Here is a 14,536-nt window from a genome sequence, read left to right on the forward strand (position 1 = left end):
AATGAGTGAATTAGTGAATGATTGAATTAGTGAATGACAGGACCGTCAGGGCGGGGAATGAGTGATGCACCAGCAATTTATTCATTCACTCACTCATTCGCTCATTCACTAATTGTTTAACCCCACGTCGATTCTGAAAGTTTGCCATTATGCCGGGCAATGCGTAGTTTCGACCAACACAGTTTTATTTTACAACCTTTACGAACGATGCTCTCTCTCTTTTTCTCAACCCTGCTAACACTCAATGCACTGGTTATTCAGGTGTCTGGTCCCGATGATCCAATTGCGAAAAAGGCCCGTAAAATTCACCAGCGCGTATTAACGCTCGATACCCACGCCGATGCTCCTATTATGATGCAGAAGCCGGGTTTTGATGTGGGCGTATCGCACGACACCAAAAAAGACGGTTCGCAGATTGATTTTCCGCGCATGAAAAAGGGGGGGATGGATGCCATGTTTTTTGCGGTGTACACCGCACAGGGACCCCGCACCGATTCGGGCCATGCCGAAGCGAAACGTAATGCGCTGAACCAGTTCGACCTGGTTCATCAGGCACTGAAAAAATACCCCGACCTGGCCGAATTAGCCACATCCCCCGCCGATGCATACCGGATTCAGAAGGCTGGCAAACGGGCCGTTTTTATCGGAATGGAAAACGGATATCCCATCGGTAAGGATTTGTCCATGCTTAAAACCTATTATGATCTGGGTTGCCGCTATATCACCCTTACGCACTTTGCCAACAACCTCATCGGTGATTCCTCCACCGACCCCGACGGCCCTATTTACGGCGGTTTGAGCGATTTCGGGAAACAGGTCGTGCCTGAAATGAACCGGCTGGGTATTCTGATCGACGTGTCGCACGTGGCCGACAGTACATTCTACGACGCGTTGGCCCTCTCGAAAGCGCCCGTTATTGCCTCGCACTCCAACTGCCGCGCCCTTTGCGATTTCCCGCGCAACATGACCGACGATATGATTAAGGCTATTGCCGCCAAAGGAGGTGTAGTGCAGGTGAACTTTGTGAGTGATTACCTGAAGAAACCGTCGGATGCCCACCGCGCGGCCAAAACCAAAATCCGGATGGCAGGTGTGGGTAAAATACTGTCGGGCGATATGAAAGCGCGGCTGGAAGCCCAGAGCGATTCAGTCGCGAAGGTGTACGCATCCGAGCGGGCAAGCCTGTCGGACATTGTCGATCATATCGACCATATCGTCAAACTGGTCGGGATTGATCATGTAGGCATCGGCTCCGACTTCGATGGGGGTGGGGGTGTAAATGGTCTGGAAGATGTAAGTGAAATCGAGAACCTGACCGCCGAACTGGTCCGCCGGAAGTATTCCGAAGCCGATATTGCCAAAATATGGGGCGGTAACTTGCTGCGGGTGCTGGGTCAGGCGAAGGTTCAGTAGGTTTACGGTATTTGGTTTGTGGTTTAAGGGGGCGCGTCACAGCGCCCCCAATAAGCTAAGTTCTTATCAGGCAACCAACTACTGAAAACCATAAACCAAATACTATAAACAGGTTATGGTGCCTGAAACAGTTTTTCAATTGGCCAACACCCTTGTACTGCCGCAATGGTTGCTGATGGTGGTTGCACCACGCTGGAGCGTGACGAAGTGGTTGATGAATTCGTACTTGATTCCGGTAGCCCTGGCCGTTCTGTATGTAATGTATCTGTTCAGCGGAGGTCCCGTTGACTTTGCGGCATTTGGGTCTTTGTCGGGCGTAAAAGGCCTGTTTGCTAACGGGGGCGATGGGGTGATGCTGGCGGGTTGGGTGCATTACCTCGCCTTCGACCTGGTGGCCGGTACGTTCATTGTGCGCGATTCGGAAGAAAAAGCCATACCGCACTGGCTTATTATCATTCCCCTGTTTTTCTGCTTCATGCTGGGGCCGGTTGGTTTGCTTTTGTACTGGGTCATTCGAATTGTTCGTACCCGTAAGATAACCGTTTAACTGAGTGCTAAACGCTATCGTAATGATAACATTCATAACGACACTGAAAACCCGAAATGCTGTTTTATACTGGTTTGGCCTGCTTTGTTTCGTCAGCTCGGCATTAGCCGGTAAACCGCTACTGGCAGGGCTGATGAATTGACGGTAAAAAAACGCATGGATTCTCTTTGATACCTGATAGGGCAATAGAAAAAGCCACTCAGACTCATACCTAAATCCGTATGTTACCCGATGAATCGCACTGATTTCCTTAAAACATCAGCCCGGGCCACACTTGGCCTGGCCGGCGCTGCCCTCGTTACCGACCCACTCGAAGTTCGTGCGTTTATCACGCCAAAAAAAGCGCAGAAATACCGTACGGCTGTGGTTGGAACCGGCTGGTGGGGTGGTAATATTCTGCTCAATGCCGTACAGGCAGGCGAATCCAAAATAGTAGCCCTCTGTGATGTCGATACGCGTCAACTTAAAAAGACCAGCGATGATCTGGCTAAGCTAACGTCCGACAAACCTAAACTCTACCGCGATTACCGGGAGATGCTGGCCACCGAAAAGCCAGAGATAGTCATTGTCGCTACCCCTGATCATTGGCACCCGCTCATTGCCATTGCTGCTATGCAGGCAGGGGCGCATGTGTACGTCGAAAAACCCATTTCGCATACCGTCAATGAAGGGAAGGCAATGGTTAAAACCGCCCGGCAAACGGGGCGTATCTGTCAGGTGGGTACCCACCGGCGGGTGTCGCCCCATAATGTGTCGGGCATGGAGTTTATAAAATCGGGGAAAGTAGGAAAAATCGGGATGGCCCGCGCCTTTGTGTACTACGCCGGTGGAGCCGGTCAGCCGACGCCCGATACCGAACCTCCCAAAGAAATGGACTGGAATATGTGGTGCGGCCCTGCTCCCCTACGCGCCTTTAACCCAACGATGCACCCCCGGGGCTGGCGTAATTTTCTGGATTACGGGAACGGTGTACTCGGCGATTGGGGGATTCATTGGCTCGACCAGATTTTGTGGTGGACGGAAGAAAAACACCCACGAAAAATTTATTCAACGGGTGGCCGGGCCATTGTGCAGAATAGTAACGATGCGCCCGATCATCAGGTAGCTACTTATGAGTTTGAGGATTTTACCGCTATTTGGGAGCAACGAACTTTTGCGGGAAACAACGCCGAAAAAACCCACCCACAGCAGGCGGTGGGTGTCTATTTCTACGGCACAGAAGGCACATTCCATATGGGATGGCTCGATGGCTGGACGTTCTATCCGGCCGACCCCAAAAAGCCCGTCATTCATCAGGATGCACAGCTAAATAAACCCGACGACCAAAATATCGCCCAGCTTTGGGCTAATTTTCTGGATAGTATCAAAACGAATAAACTCCCTGTCTGCGATATTGAAATTGGCCACCGTTCTACCAATATGGCCCTGCTGGGTATGCTCTCCATGAAACTCGGTCGGAGCGTGGCCTGGGATGGTAGCCAGATTCCGAACGATCCGGAAGCAAACAAACTCCTCAGCCGGGCTTACCGGGGCGACTGGCAATATCCGACCTGATACCGCTGAAAAAGAGGCTACAAAAAAACGGCTCATCCTGCGCAGGATGAGCCGTTGAACTGGTACAGGAAAACGCTTACGACTTTTTGGTCGTCTTGCTCGACTTAGTCGAGGTCTTCTTTGTTGAACTTTTCTTCGTCGTCCCCTTCTTATCACCATCCAGCGAGTTAATCCAGACGGCCAGTTTCATGGCGTCGTCTTTAGGAACCTGCTTCATGGCGGCCATTGGAGGATAGCCCGGCCAATGGGCTGGAATCGGGTTATAAATCAGGTTGACGATTTCCTCGTTTGAGTAATTTTTCTTCGCTACGTCGGCATAAGCAGGACCAACCAGCCGCTGGTTTGGGCGATGGCAGGCAATACAGGTATATTTGCTCATCAGGGCATTCATATCAGCCGGGATATCGGCAGTGGAAGCCTGCGCGTTCGCATTGAACGAAAGAGCCGTGAAAGAAGCCGCAGCGAAAAGAGTACCAAGTAATTTTTTCATGAGAATCGGGTAAACAGTAAATGAACAAACAAAATAACGGAGGGCGATAGGTTACCGCACAAAAATAGATGCTTTCAATTGATAACCCAATTTTGTACTGGTTTTCCTATTAACCCAACTATTAGACAGTTGTTAAACGAAAACGTTTAAAATGGCAAAAGAAAAAATCAGGCAACCCATTGACCGCTTCTCCGGCCACGCCGATTTATACGCCCAATATCGAATCGACTACCCGCCCGAACTATACGATTTTATTGGCTCACTGATCCAAAACAGACATATTGCCTGGGACTGTGCTACGGGAAACGGGCAGGTGGCCGGGGCATTAGCCAGCTTTTTTGAGCAGGTCGAAGCAACCGATATCAGTGAAACGCAACTTATCCTGGCTGTTCAGAAACCGAATATCCACTACCAGCTGGGCTCTGCCGAGCAAGCGCCTTTTGCCGATAACACGTTCGACCTGATTACCGTAGCCCAGGCAATTCATTGGTTCAATGTCGATGCCTTTCATGGGGAAGTTCGTCGGGTAGCGAAGCCCGGTGGAATCATTGCCGAATGGGGCTATGGGCTGGTGCAACTGGGATCCGACCTCGATGGCATTATGCTCGATTTTTATCGAAACCGTATTGGTCCCTACTGGGATCCGCAGCGTGTTCACATCGATGAGGAGTATGCTACGCTTCCTTTTCCGTTTCTGGATGCTCAACGGGCCACCTTCACGGCACGAAAACACTGGACGCTGGACCGATTCCTGAATTACCTCCGAACCTGGTCGGCAGTTCGGCAATACCTGTACGAAAACGAGAGCGACCCCGTAACCGAACTGGGAGAGGAGTTAAAACCCATCTGGGGTGAGCAGGAACGCGAGGTTCGCTTTTCTATATTTCTACGCGTGGGTAGGGTGTAAAGACCGGCATACCGGTCTTTATAATTCCCAGATTACCCGAATCACTTTCCCGTGAACACCGATGGTCTGGAAGAATTCCAGCCAGTGCAGTTGTTGTGGACCGAGATGGTCAGTAGGGGATTTGACTTCCACAAACTCATAGTCGCCCTGTTCGTTCCAGATGAGCAGGTCCGGGAAGCCACGGGTGTGTTCGCGGACATTGCGGGCCATTTCGAGCAGAATCAGCCGGAGTTGTTCGATGTCCAGCAAATCAATCATGCGCTGCACCAGCGTCAGCAACTCATCCGACCAGTCGACCAGTACGTTCGTGATGCCGTATTTGGCATTGAACATCCGCCCCGTATGCCGTCGCCAGTCGCCTTTGGTGGCCAGTTCGGTCAGGCGATTTTTCAGCAGCGTTTCCCGCTTCAGGTAAAAATCGGGCAGGTAAAAATCAGACGGAGCACGTTGCAACGGGTGGTGAATGGCCGATACGTTGGCATCGTAAATAATATCCCAGAAAACCAGCCCGAACAACCCGCGCCAGGGATAATTCTCCGTGAAAGCCGCGTCATAGTCCTGCTCCAGGTAATAATTCATTACGCCAGCCTCCACGTGGTGGCGGTAGGCGGCTGGTATGTTCACACTCCCGGCATCGAGCAGGAAGCGGGTGGTGGCTTTTCGGGTACGTTTCTTTTCGCCCGCGCTCAGAATTTTTTCACGGAAGTCATTGGCGAAGTACCGCTCTTCGGCATTGAGCGGGCTGACGGCTATTTCGTCGCACAGGGCAAGTGCTTCTTCCACGGCCCCATTTCGGAACAGGAGCCGAACGCGCCGTTCGCGGGCGGGTACCCGGTCAGAAAGCTCATAGACCGATAATGCCTGTTCGGGTAGTTTCTGGCGTTCCAGGTATGCCCCCACCCGGCACACCAGTTTCTGGTAACCTGGAATGGCAATTTCGGTCAGTTCGGGGCGGGTTTCGTTCCAGTTCAAAAACCAGTTGTAAATATCGTCGGCGGGCGTTTCGGCTTCTTTCAGGCCATAAAACTCCTCGTTGGTGAGCGAAATCAGTAGTTTATCTTCTACCTCTTTTCGGGTGCGGAACCGGGCGGTCAGCTTGCTTTCGTCGTACCGTTCAAAATTGACCATACCGAGGTCGCGCACCACAAATTCGGTCATGCTGCCGCCCCGATTGCCGAAAAACAGGTATTTAACCATCATGTCTTCGGCTTCGAAATTCACCTTTACTACGGCTTCGTGCGTTGTCAGGCTGGTCACAATTTCCCCAAAGTCAAGCTCGTTCAGGGCGTAGCGGACCACCTGTTCTTTTTTTTCTTTGCCCAATGCTTTCGTTTCTTCCGGCTCCAGGGGTAACAGGTCCAGCAGTTCGGGTTTGGTGAAAACGCTAAGGGCTTCGTTGCCCTGGGACACATGATGCGCCGATAAGGGGTCGACAAATCCGGTACGGAGCAACTCTGCCGTAGCGACCGGTAGGTCAGTTATTTCGGTATATTGTAGTTTGTTGACGCGAAAAAAGAGTCCTTTGCGGTTGCTGAATCGTACATACAGGCATTGGGCATCGAGGGGTAGCCCCTCAAACCGATTAATAAAATCCCATTCGGTATCGGTCAGTAAATTGCCGTATAGCCGTTTGACAAAGTCCAGCACGTAGCGGAAATTGTCGAGGTAATAACGCGGGGTGAGAATGATTTTCTGCTGTCCGACCATGCTGGATTAATAACACTAAAAACACCGTTTATGTCCCCAAACGATGTCCTGAACGAACTGGGAGAACAGGGTATTTTGCCCCCCGAACAACAGGCTGGTATAGCCGACGTAGAGCAGCGAAGGTTGTTTTCGCTCCACTGGGAGTTGCGGGCCATGCTGTACATCGGTATTCTGCTGCTGAGCTCGGGCCTTGGCCTTCTGGTTTATGATAACTTCGACCGGATTGGGCATGGTGCCCTGCTCGTGGTCATTGCTATTGCCTGCGCCGGTAGTTTTGTATTTGCCTGGCGAAATCGTCCTGAATGGACCATCAATCAGACGAAGAGCAGGTCTGCCCTGGGCGACTACGCCCTGATTCTGGCCTGCCTGCTATTCCTGACCCTCGAAGGCTACGCACAATATGCATACAATGTATTCGGCGAACGGTATGGTCTGGTTACGCTGCTGCCCGCCCTGTTGTTTCTGCCCTTGGCCTACCGGTTCGACCACCGGGGCGTGTTGGGCATGGCGCTGACGGCACTCGTTTCCTGGGTGGGGGTAACTGTTCGCCCGCTCGAACTGTATTTTAAAACCAACTTTGTCAACCAGGCCACGGTCTTTTCGGCTATCGGTTTGGCGCTTGTTTTAATCGGTGTGGCGTTGTTTCTGGACCGAAAGCGGGTTAAGCCGCATTTTACCTATACCTACCTGACGCTGGCCGGTAATCTGCTGATGGTGGCGTTACTGGGCGGCCTGTTCAACTTTGGTGAAATTCGACTGGGGTTTGCCGGGGGCCTGGCCGTTGCCTGTTTGGTGCTGGATGCCTACGCCCGCCGGGAAGGGTTCTTCGTCTTTTTACTGATGAGTGTGGTGTACGGGTACATTGGCATCACGTTCCTGTTTTTTCACTACCTGCGCCCAGCCAATGACGACATCTACTACTGGTACTTTATCATTACGGGTATTGCCGCCGTGTATTACCTGATGAGTCAGCTACCCAAACAGAACCGTGCGGATGAAAGCGTATAACGAACAGTGGATTTATAACCGAACGATTCTGGAGCAGGCCGGGCGGTGGCATAAACAAAAATTACTGTCCGATGAACAGATGAAATCGGTGCGGAAAACGTATCCGGTCGAGTTTCGGCAGACGAATGGCTTTCTGGAAATCGGGTTGTTTTTGTTCACTACAGTGGCCATAACAGCCTGTTATCTGTTACCGGCCAGTCTATTTTTAGCCCTGGCTGAATCGTCCGTCATTTATGGTTTATTCAATATGGCCGCTGGTGTTGTCATTGGTCTTGTTGGGAATCTTCTGATAAAGCGCCGGTTACTATACCGTAATGGCATCGACAACGCCTTTGTGGTGACGATGGCGGGATTCCTGGCGTTCGGTTTTAACCAACTGGTCTCTACCGAACTGTCTATTGCGGCCCACTGCTTTCTGACATTACCGCTGCTGTTGGTCATTTTGTGGTACTACGGCGATACGCTGATTGCTTTTTTTGTTGTCGCTACGTTTTATACCGGTGTTTTCAACGGCTTACTGACATACCCTTGGGGAAAGGAGGTACTGCCTTTCGTGATGATGGCTCTCTCGCTGGTGCTATATCTTGGTACTGCCCAAATTCAGCGGTCTAACCCGAAAGACACGTATTATACCGACCCGCTGAACCTCGTCCAATGGTTTTCGCTGATTATGCTGGCGGCCAGTGGCAACTATTTTGTAGTACGTGAACTCAACGGCTTACTGCTGGAACGCATACCCGGCGTTCGTTTGCCAAAGGAGGCTCCTGAAATTGCCTTGTCCACGTTGTTTTGGCTCCTTACCTTTCTCATTCCCGGTATCTACGTCGGTCGGGGATTCACGAAAAAAGACCGGATGCTGCTGGTGCTGGGCCTGTTGGGATTGATTGGGGCTGCGGCAACGGTCCATGAGTATGCCGCACTGGTACCGCTCAACGTGGCCCTGACGTTGGGAGGGGCTATACTTATTGGGTTGGCCGTAATGGGTATTCGTTACGCAGCCCAATCGAAGCATGGGTTTACGGATGAACCGGATGATGATTCGCCCAATGAGTTTTTCACCAATGCCGCCAACATAGCCATCGTTCAGGCAACGGGCGCGGCTACGCAGGAGCAAAAAGATAACCTGCGTTTTGGCGAAGGTAATTTTGGTGGTGGTGGCGCGGAGGGGAAATATTGATGTGTATAAAACGGCGTATATTTGTGTATAAAGACAATAAACACGATGCGAACTAATATTGATATCAACGACGAATTGATTCAGCAAGCTATGGAGGTCAGCCAGTTGAAGACTAAGAAGGCGGCTGTAGAACTTGCCCTCAGGGAATACATTAACATGGCACGTCGACAGGATCTCGCGTCCATGTTTGGACAGGTAACGTGGGAAGGTGATTTGAGCCAGATGAGAACGGATACAACCGTAGACGGATGGGATCAATAATCGTTGATACGTCCATCTGGATAGATTACTTTCGAGGTATTCAGAACAGCCAGACAAAACTGGTAACTGAACTGCTAGTCAGTACAAACCGCGTAGCTATCCTCCCTATTATCCTTCAGGAGACATTGCAGGGCATTCGAGACGATAGCCAATTCGTGCGTACCCAAAAAAATATGCTTGCCTGCGTACTGCTCCGGCTCGATGCTGTAGAGGCTGCTATCGAAGCCGCCCAACTGTATCGTACGCTCCGAAAAAAAGGCGTAACGATTCGGAAACCCAACGATTGCCTGATTGCTCATTATGCCCTGTTCTACGATCTTCCCGTCCTGCATAATGATATCGACTTTGAGCAAATCGCTCGTCATACTGCCCTCAGAATTGCGACATCATAAACAGGAACAGCAAAGTTCATAGGCACGTCTGCCGAAAAACCGTTAAGTTTGACCCCGCAAACCAACGACTATACGCCGTCGCATGAAAACCGTAGACTCCTATAATTTCGCGGGTAAGAAAGCCCTCGTTCGGGTTGACTTCAACGTACCCCTCGACTCAACATACAACATCACCGACGATACCCGTATCAGGGCAACCATCCCAACCGTCATGAAAATCGTGAACGATGGGGGCTCGGCCATTCTAATGTCCCACCTCGGTCGGCCGAAGGGTGGTCCCGAAGAGAAATACTCGCTTAAACACTTGCTACCCGCGCTGAAAGAAGCCTTTGGCCGGGAGGTGAAATTTGCCGACGACTGTATCGGGCAATCGGCTACCGACCTGGCTGCCAGCCTGAAACCGGGCGAAATCCTGTTGCTCGAAAATCTTCGCTTTTATAAAGAAGAAGAAAAGGGTGACGTAGAATTCGCCAAAAAATTGGCTAAACTGGGCGATGTGTGGGTAAATGATGCCTTTGGCACCGCGCACCGGGCACACGCCAGTACGGCCGTAATGGGCCAGTTTTTTGATGACCGGATAGCAGGTTACGTGATGAATGCTGAACTGGCCAACGCCAAAAAGATTCTGGAAGAAGCCGAGCGTCCGTTTACCGCCATTATGGGTGGGGCCAAAATTTCCGATAAAATCCTGATCATCGAAAAACTGCTCGATAAGGTCGATAACCTCATCATTGGCGGGGGGATGACCTATACGTTCACGAAAGCGAAAGGGGGACAAATAGGTGGTTCATTACTCGAAGCCGATAAACAGGACTTAGCCCTTGAGATACTGAAAAAAGCAGAAGAAAAAGGGGTGAAAATTTACATGCCGCTGGATAATCTCTGCGCCGATGCATTCTCGAACGATGCCAACCGGCAGGTAGTACCCACGGGGCAGATTCCTGATGGCTGGCAGGGACTGGACATTGGTCCGGAAACCATCGAGCTATTTAAGGGAATCGTCATGCAATCGAAAACCATTCTCTGGAACGGGCCGATGGGCGTATTCGAGTTCGAGAATTTTGCCGAAGGGACCAACGCTATTGCCGAAGCCGTAGTGAAAGCAACGGAAGAAAATGGCGCCTTCTCGCTCATTGGCGGTGGCGACTCGGCGTCGGCCATCAATCAGGCGGGCTACGGCGACCGTGTTAGCTACGTATCGACCGGTGGTGGCGCATTGCTGGAATACATGGAAGGCAAGACGCTTCCGGGGGTAGCAGCGCTGGAATAAGGTTTGTAGTTAGTTTGTTGTTCATGGTTTTTTGGAATTCAACCACAAACTATAAACTGCTTATCCCTGCTTTTGCTTTATTGTCTACGCTGTTTTTATACTCGTGGTGCCTGAAGGTGAGGGCTTTCTGGAAAAACGACTGGGCGCGCGCCCGGTCGTTTTTTTGTTGATAGATATATCCCAACTGCAAAGCGGCTGTAGCCCCAAACGATAGTTGGTCTGTTTCGCTGAGAGTAAGGGCACGGGCCAGGTAGGAAATGGCCGAATCCGGGTTTTCTCTCCGCTGATAGATACGCCCCATGCGGTAATTATACTCTGCCCTTTCCGCCGTTGTTGAAAACGACGCTTCGGAATAGGGGCGAAGGTAAGTCAATGCCTGATCCGTGAAGCCACCGTCCGAGGCTAAACGCGCCTGCATCAGTATTTTTTGACCTGAGGCAGGCGCGTTTTTCAAACTGGATTCTGCGAACTTCTGCGCTACTTTATCCGATTCGACCGTCGTTCGGCCAACGGACAACACTTTTTGAAGAAGGTTTCTGGCTATGGTATCGGATGATCTGGTATTTTGAGGACTGGCCAACCAGTGGCACAGGAACAGTTTATAGTAGGTATCTTTCAGGAAGTTCTGACCCCTGTAGGCGTGCAGAAACTGGTTGAAATGTAAGGAAGCCCTTTCATACTCACCTTTTTGCAGATAAATATCGCCCAGTATGTTCTCTACGACTGGTAAAGGCTGATAATTTTTATCAGCCGGTCGGTTGAGCAGGTAGGTAAGTGCCTGTTCCCCGCGCCCATTCTTCTGTTCGATGGTGGCACCAAAGAAGTGGAGTAACAGATTATCAGGATTCTGACTCACTAAACGGGCCAGCGTCTGCCTGTCAGTATCGGAAAACTTCAGCACGTAGGCCCGAACCATCAAGTCGATCAGTTGTGCTTCCAGGCCAACGTTAGGGTCGTGTTGGGCACGCTGTAGTTCCTGCTGCCCCTGCCGAATGGTACCCTGCATACCTAACAGCTTTGCCACCCACACGTAGCTCTCCGGCACGGAGCCGATCATGATGTGCAGCGTACCCAGTGATTTGTAGGTGGGTAAAAAGTCCGGGAAACGTTTCTGGTTTTCGCTGAGCAGTTTATAAGCCCGGATAACATCCCAGCTTGCACTCAGTTCTTTGCCAAACTTTAGCTTCACGAAGGCCCAGTGCAGGCGCACCTCGGCTATCAGTACGCGTTGCCAGGGAGACGTGTCGGACAGCTTTTTCAGGGCGTCGAGCCGGGTGCTCTCCTGTTCACTTTTAGCCGCAAATAACCGGTCATCGTCTGACGTAACAAGCAGGAGCATATCGGCATAATCGTCCAGAAAAATTCGTACGCCATCCCTTGCCGACTCGCGGGCCATGCGTTGTTTGGCCGACTGGATTTTTAACTTTTGCAGGTCTGCATAAGCTGATTGCAAGCCAGGTGTCCACACAAAATCCTGTGCGTAACCTGCACTGAGCGAGATCAGGAAGAGAAGTACGTAACGCATTGGATCAGCGTAAAGAAAAAGCGTAACGTTATAACGCAAAAAGGTCGCCTGTACGACGACCTTTTTGCGTTATGGCTGGTAAAAACTACCGGCCACGGCCCGTTGGGGCGGGTTCTGGCATGCCTTCCACATCGGCGAAAATGCGTCCGCAATGTTCGCAAACGATAATTTTCTTCTTGTCTTTAATATCGGCCTGACGTTGGGGCGGCACTACGTTAAAGCACCCGCTACAGGCTCCGCGTTTAACCATGACCACCGCCAGCCCGTTCAGGGCATTGCCACGAATTTTGTTGTAGGAATTCAGCAGACGCGGCTCGATGGTTGTTGCCTGATGATCGCGCTGTTTGATGATTTCCTTCTCTTCCTCCTGACTTTCTGAGGTAATCTGGTCAAGTTCCTGCCGTTTGGCTTTCAGGTCTTCCTGCCGCTCGTACAGAGCAGCCTGCGTCGTTTTGATTTCTTCGTCCTTGCCCCGTACCCGAAACTGAGATTCGTTTACCCGCTTCTCGATCAGTTCGATTTCGAGCGATTGAAGTTCTATCTCTTTAGAGATGGCGTCGAATTCGCGGTTGTTCCGCACATTCATTTGCTGATCCTTATATTTGGTTATCAGCTTTTCGGCATCTTTCTTTGCCACACGATTTCGCTCAATTTCTTCTTCCAGCGTCTTGATTTCAGCCTGAAATTTACCAACGCGGGTTTCGAAGCCAGCAATATCGTCTTCCAGATCACGGACTTCTTCGGGTAGTCCACCACGAATCTTAATCAGCTCGTCTAGTTGAGAATCAAAAGATTGTAATTGCAGAAGAGCGTCTAGTTTTTGCGCAATCGATAGTTCCATTCGGAAATTTGTTAGTGCTATATGAAGTATCGAACCGGATTAGTATCAGATTCAGATAAAATTACCGCAAAAGTAGTGAATTTTTTTGCCAAATGCCCGCAAATCAAGTCTTTCGTAAAGACTTCACTCTCATAGTGACCAATATCGCAGATACCAATGCGGCCATCGGCATCGAAAAATTCATGGTATTTGTAATCCGCCGTCACAAACACGTCGGCCCCGGCACGAATGGCATCGGGTAGTAAAAAACTACCCGCTCCTCCGCATAAAGCGATGCGTTGAATAGGCCGATCAGGCAAGGGGGTGTATCGAATCAGGTTCAGATTCATGTGTTCTTTCAGGTACGCCAGCCATAACGGTCCATCCATTGGCGTTGCCAGTTCACCCACCGCCCCAGAGCCGACCTCCTGATTCTGGTTGGCTAAAGGTGTCAGGTAGTAGGCCACTTCTTCGTACGGGTGGGCTTCCCGCAGCACAGCCAGTAGTTCATCCTGCAGGTAAGTAGGTAGAATTATCTCAATCCGGTTTTCGGGTTCTTGATGGTACATGCCCACCTCGCCCAGAACCGGATGCGCATTTTCGCCCGCTTCATAGGCTCCCGTTCCGGCAACCCGAAAACTGCAATTCATATAATTCCCAATCTGACCGGCCCCCGTCTGGTGAAGTGCATGCAGTACCCGTTGCGTGTCAGCTACGGGTACGAATGTTACCAGTTTGGTCAGGGTCTGCGCTTTGGGAGCCAGTATCCGAATGTTTTGCAACTGTAATTTCTCCGCAATGTGGAAATTGACACCGCTGGTCACATTATCCAGATTCGTATGAGCAGCATAGATGGCTACATCGTGTTTGATGGCCTTAATAACCGTTCGCTCTACGTAGTTTTTGCCGTTCAGTTTTTTCAGCCCTTTAAACACGATGGGATGATGAGCCACAATAACGTTACACCCTTTGGCAATTGCTTCATCGACAACTTGTTCTGTCGCATCCAGCGTAACCAATACGCCGGTAATTTCGGTCGATGGGTCGCCTATGATGAGCCCCGCATTATCATACGATTCCTGGTAGGAGAGGGGCGCAAGTGCTTCGAGGTAGGTGGTAAGCTGACGAATCTGAGTCATATATAGCCGCTGGATTTCTAATAACAGAGTAATGGGTTTTGTCGTTCGCAAAGCTACACCTGCCTCTACGTATTTTGTAGAGTCCGGCTCGTTTGTGCGGCTCAATAACCTCACACTTGGCTACACCATTCCGGTTAGTCTGCGCGAGAAAGCCAAACTTCGGCAGGCCCGCATTTACGTAACCTCGCAGAATTTATTCACCTCCAAAAAATTCAGCGGATTCAGTCCTGAACTGCCCGGCGGGCCGCTGGACTCCGGTATCGAACTTAGTTCATATCCAACCACCCGTACGTTTGCCGTTGGCCTGAACGTAGGTTTTTAATCAA

15 protein-coding genes are annotated in these 14,536 nt (G+C 50.8%); 10 read left to right on the top strand and 5 right to left on the bottom strand.

All coding sequences use genetic code 11. The features are described 5' to 3' along the window. Positions 1 to 207: 207 nt before the first annotated feature. From B157_RS0115040 to B157_RS0115055, 3 genes are all read left to right on the top strand, one after another. Entirely contained in the window at positions 208 to 1,413 is a 1,206-nt protein-coding gene (locus B157_RS0115040) for a dipeptidase (protein ID WP_020604125.1), read from the top strand. 115 nt (positions 1,414 to 1,528) lie between these two features. Continuing rightward, positions 1,529 to 1,960 carry an ABA4-like family protein gene (locus tag B157_RS0115045; RefSeq protein ID WP_020604126.1) on the top strand — a complete coding sequence of 144 codons (432 nt, stop codon included), beginning with the start codon at positions 1,529 to 1,531 and terminating at the stop codon, positions 1,958 to 1,960. A 231-nt stretch (positions 1,961 to 2,191) separates the two neighbouring features. Beyond that, entirely contained in the window at positions 2,192 to 3,514 is a 1,323-nt protein-coding gene (locus B157_RS0115055) for a Gfo/Idh/MocA family protein (protein WP_020604128.1), read from the top strand. 76 nt (positions 3,515 to 3,590) lie between these two features. Here B157_RS0115055 and B157_RS0115060 read toward each other — a convergent pair whose 3' ends face one another. After that, positions 3,591 to 4,004 (bottom strand): c-type cytochrome, encoded by a 414-nt coding sequence (locus B157_RS0115060; protein ID WP_020604129.1) that lies wholly within the window; start codon positions 4,002 to 4,004, stop codon positions 3,591 to 3,593. Between the two features lie 151 nt (positions 4,005 to 4,155). Between B157_RS0115060 and B157_RS0115065 the strand changes: the two genes are divergently transcribed. Beyond that, positions 4,156 to 4,911, top strand: coding sequence for a class I SAM-dependent methyltransferase (locus B157_RS0115065; RefSeq protein ID WP_020604130.1), 756 nt, complete (start codon positions 4,156 to 4,158; stop codon positions 4,909 to 4,911). An 18-nt stretch (positions 4,912 to 4,929) separates the two neighbouring features. On the opposite strand, the gene B157_RS0115070 is transcribed toward B157_RS0115065, so the two are convergent. Then, the gene (locus B157_RS0115070) at positions 4,930 to 6,618 is read right to left on the bottom strand and encodes a VRR-NUC domain-containing protein (RefSeq protein WP_020604131.1); all 1,689 of its coding nucleotides are present in this window, start codon (positions 6,616 to 6,618) and stop codon (positions 4,930 to 4,932) included. 30 nt (positions 6,619 to 6,648) lie between these two features. On the opposite strand from B157_RS0115070, the gene B157_RS0115075 reads away from it, so the two are divergent. From B157_RS0115075 to B157_RS0115095, 5 genes are all read left to right on the top strand, one after another. Further along, the gene (locus B157_RS0115075) at positions 6,649 to 7,626 is read left to right on the top strand and encodes a DUF2157 domain-containing protein (RefSeq protein WP_020604132.1); all 978 of its coding nucleotides are present in this window, start codon (positions 6,649 to 6,651) and stop codon (positions 7,624 to 7,626) included. Continuing rightward, positions 7,613 to 8,803 carry a hypothetical protein gene (locus B157_RS0115080; protein WP_020604133.1) on the top strand — a complete coding sequence of 397 codons (1,191 nt, stop codon included), beginning with the start codon at positions 7,613 to 7,615 and terminating at the stop codon, positions 8,801 to 8,803. The genes B157_RS0115075 and B157_RS0115080 overlap by 14 nt, the downstream gene beginning before the upstream one ends. Before the next feature lie 45 nt (positions 8,804 to 8,848). Further along, a complete protein-coding gene (locus B157_RS0115085) occupies positions 8,849 to 9,064 on the top strand; it encodes a type II toxin-antitoxin system VapB family antitoxin (RefSeq protein ID WP_020604134.1) in 216 nt (71 codons plus the stop codon). Further along, on the top strand, positions 9,052 to 9,456 hold the full coding sequence (gene vapC / locus B157_RS0115090) for a type II toxin-antitoxin system VapC family toxin (RefSeq protein ID WP_020604135.1): 405 nt from the start codon (positions 9,052 to 9,054) through the stop codon (positions 9,454 to 9,456). The genes B157_RS0115085 and vapC overlap by 13 nt, the downstream gene beginning before the upstream one ends. An 82-nt stretch (positions 9,457 to 9,538) precedes the next feature. Further along, positions 9,539 to 10,726 (top strand): phosphoglycerate kinase, encoded by a 1,188-nt coding sequence (locus B157_RS0115095; RefSeq protein WP_020604136.1) that lies wholly within the window; start codon positions 9,539 to 9,541, stop codon positions 10,724 to 10,726. A gap of 49 nt (positions 10,727 to 10,775) precedes the next feature. Here the strand turns inward: B157_RS0115095 and B157_RS0115100 are convergent, their stop codons facing one another. The 3 genes from B157_RS0115100 to B157_RS0115110 form a co-directional block, all read right to left on the bottom strand. After that, positions 10,776 to 12,251, bottom strand: coding sequence for a tetratricopeptide repeat protein (locus B157_RS0115100; protein WP_020604137.1), 1,476 nt, complete (start codon positions 12,249 to 12,251; stop codon positions 10,776 to 10,778). Between the two features lie 85 nt (positions 12,252 to 12,336). Then, positions 12,337 to 13,092 carry a zinc ribbon domain-containing protein gene (locus B157_RS0115105; protein ID WP_020604138.1) on the bottom strand — a complete coding sequence of 252 codons (756 nt, stop codon included), beginning with the start codon at positions 13,090 to 13,092 and terminating at the stop codon, positions 12,337 to 12,339. Between the two features lie 17 nt (positions 13,093 to 13,109). Next, positions 13,110 to 14,210 (bottom strand): Nif3-like dinuclear metal center hexameric protein, encoded by a 1,101-nt coding sequence (locus B157_RS0115110; protein ID WP_020604139.1) that lies wholly within the window; start codon positions 14,208 to 14,210, stop codon positions 13,110 to 13,112. A 31-nt stretch (positions 14,211 to 14,241) separates the two neighbouring features. On the opposite strand from B157_RS0115110, the gene B157_RS0115115 reads away from it, so the two are divergent. Continuing rightward, the gene (locus B157_RS0115115) at positions 14,242 to 14,532 is read left to right on the top strand and encodes a hypothetical protein (RefSeq protein ID WP_020604140.1); all 291 of its coding nucleotides are present in this window, start codon (positions 14,242 to 14,244) and stop codon (positions 14,530 to 14,532) included. Positions 14,533 to 14,536: the final 4 nt, after the last annotated feature.

It is taken from the genome of Spirosoma spitsbergense DSM 19989 (genome assembly GCF_000374085.1).
Taxonomy (GTDB): Bacteria; Bacteroidota; Bacteroidia; order Cytophagales; family Spirosomataceae; genus Spirosoma; species Spirosoma spitsbergense.

Excerpts from the sequence above, each read along its gene's own strand:
- B157_RS0115040 (WP_020604125.1), top strand. The coding sequence starts at position 208 with ATGCTCTCTCTCTTTTTCTCAACCCTGCTAACACTCAATGCACTGGTT.
- B157_RS0115045 (WP_020604126.1), top strand. The coding sequence starts at position 1,529 with ATGGTGCCTGAAACAGTTTTTCAATTGGCCAACACCCTTGTACTGCCG.
- B157_RS0115055 (WP_020604128.1), top strand. The coding sequence starts at position 2,192 with ATGAATCGCACTGATTTCCTTAAAACATCAGCCCGGGCCACACTTGGC.
- B157_RS0115060 (WP_020604129.1), bottom strand. The coding sequence starts at position 4,004 with ATGAAAAAATTACTTGGTACTCTTTTCGCTGCGGCTTCTTTCACGGCT.
- B157_RS0115065 (WP_020604130.1), top strand. The coding sequence starts at position 4,156 with ATGGCAAAAGAAAAAATCAGGCAACCCATTGACCGCTTCTCCGGCCAC.
- B157_RS0115070 (WP_020604131.1), bottom strand. The coding sequence starts at position 6,618 with ATGGTCGGACAGCAGAAAATCATTCTCACCCCGCGTTATTACCTCGAC.
- B157_RS0115075 (WP_020604132.1), top strand. The coding sequence starts at position 6,649 with ATGTCCCCAAACGATGTCCTGAACGAACTGGGAGAACAGGGTATTTTG.
- B157_RS0115080 (WP_020604133.1), top strand. The coding sequence starts at position 7,613 with ATGAAAGCGTATAACGAACAGTGGATTTATAACCGAACGATTCTGGAG.
- B157_RS0115085 (WP_020604134.1), top strand. The coding sequence starts at position 8,849 with ATGCGAACTAATATTGATATCAACGACGAATTGATTCAGCAAGCTATG.
- vapC (WP_020604135.1), top strand. The coding sequence starts at position 9,052 with ATGGGATCAATAATCGTTGATACGTCCATCTGGATAGATTACTTTCGA.
- B157_RS0115095 (WP_020604136.1), top strand. The coding sequence starts at position 9,539 with ATGAAAACCGTAGACTCCTATAATTTCGCGGGTAAGAAAGCCCTCGTT.
- B157_RS0115100 (WP_020604137.1), bottom strand. The coding sequence starts at position 12,251 with ATGCGTTACGTACTTCTCTTCCTGATCTCGCTCAGTGCAGGTTACGCA.
- B157_RS0115105 (WP_020604138.1), bottom strand. The coding sequence starts at position 13,092 with ATGGAACTATCGATTGCGCAAAAACTAGACGCTCTTCTGCAATTACAA.
- B157_RS0115110 (WP_020604139.1), bottom strand. The coding sequence starts at position 14,210 with ATGACTCAGATTCGTCAGCTTACCACCTACCTCGAAGCACTTGCGCCC.
- B157_RS0115115 (WP_020604140.1), top strand. The coding sequence starts at position 14,242 with ATGGGTTTTGTCGTTCGCAAAGCTACACCTGCCTCTACGTATTTTGTA.